The 1,495-nt window shown below is 43.7% G+C and carries 1 protein-coding gene; it reads left to right on the forward strand.

Annotation, left to right across the window (positions count from 1 at the left end):
• The first annotated feature begins 58 nt into the window (after positions 1-58).
• Complete coding sequence (locus G5B42_RS10650; RefSeq protein WP_181340461.1) at positions 59-1,447, forward strand: ISLre2 family transposase; 1,389 nt, start codon at positions 59-61, stop codon at positions 1,445-1,447.
• The last annotated feature ends 48 nt before the right edge of the window (positions 1,448-1,495 follow it).

Here is a 1,495-nt window from a genome sequence, read left to right on the forward strand (position 1 = left end):
AAGAGGAACCTCACATTCGGCAAGAATGAATACCCCCCGAAGGAGGTCGAGGTTCCTCATGGATTTAGTTCGTTTAGTAGAAGAAAAAATCCTTTCGGTTGTAGAAAGAATTTTTGCCGTATTAGATGGTAAAACCAACTATCATAGTTTTGAACTTCGATTAAAGAAAGAGCTTGATGGCCTGGGTTGCGATTTATTGGAATATGTCATCGAAGCCCTAAAGCAAAAGGTTGAAGAGGATGCAAAGCAAGACCCGAACTGGAAGCGCGTTCGAAAAGACGACCGGAAAGAGCTGTTAACCCTTTTTGGTCCGATCGTCTACCACCGGAGCTATTACCGACATAGAGAAAGCAAAGAATATGCCTACCTGGTTGACAAACAAATTGGTGTCACTCCCCACATGCGCGTAGGGGTAACTTTAAAGGCTGAACTTGCGGAAGCATCCACTGGAATGTCGTATGAAGCGGCCACTATCCACGCCAGCAAGGATAATCCCGTATTAAAGGTTAGCAGGCAAACAGTAGCGTTGTGCGTTAAAGAATTCAACCCTAAAATCGAACCATTACCGCAAGCCAAAAGACGTGTTTCCGAGTTATACATAGAAGCTGATGAAGACCACATCAAAGTTAAAGGGCGTAAAGGAGCGCAGGCCCGGTTGGTTTATGTCCACGAAGGAATCGAGGATTATCCTCGTCGTCGGTTAAAACGAGTGAAATATTTTACCAGCGTCAGAGAGAAACCGGAAGAACTATGGTGGAGAGTATTAGATTACCTTGAAGCCAATTATGAACTTTCAAGTATTAAGCGGATTTACCTATCTGGAGACGGGGCTCTTTGGATCCGCCAAGGGATAGAATACATACCTGGAGCCATCTTTATCGTAGACCGATTTCACCTGGCGAAATATATTCTAATGGCCACCGCTCATGCTCCGGAACTAAGAAAGCCGGTATACTGGGGGATTAAGTCATTAAACAAACAGAAAGTCCTGGCGCATCTTGATGAAGCTTTAAAGCGTGCTGAAGAACAGCCACGACAAAAAAGGATTATTGATACCATCAAATATGTGGAGCACAACTGGGATGGAATAGAAAACGCCGTGAAAAACCCCCATGTAAGCTGTAGCGCTGAGGGCCATGTTAGCCATATCTTGGCAGCCAGGCTCAGTAGTCGCCCAATGGCTTGGAGTCTACAAGGGGCGGAGAAAATGGCCAATATGCGAGTGGCCAAGGCCAATGGTGAGTCAATTAGCAAACAATACCTGGAGGTAAAAACCCCAACTCCAATTGTTGTTGAAATCAAGGATGTAATTCATAAAGAGCTCAAGCGCTTAAAGCAAATTAAAATATTGGGGAAAGGATATCACAATAATATTCCGCTTTTCAGCAGTGGTAGTAATCCAACAATAATTGCTTTAAAAGCTATAAATAAACAAAGTGCAGTTTGACGGTAAGTTCGACGGGAAGTTCGCTAATGTGAGGTTCAAAAATCTACA

Source organism: Capillibacterium thermochitinicola, assembly GCF_013664685.1.
Classification (GTDB): domain Bacteria; phylum Bacillota; class UBA4882; order UBA10575; family UBA10575; genus Capillibacterium; species Capillibacterium thermochitinicola.

Excerpts from the sequence above, each read along its gene's own strand:
- G5B42_RS10650 (WP_181340461.1), top strand. The coding sequence starts at position 59 with ATGGATTTAGTTCGTTTAGTAGAAGAAAAAATCCTTTCGGTTGTAGAA.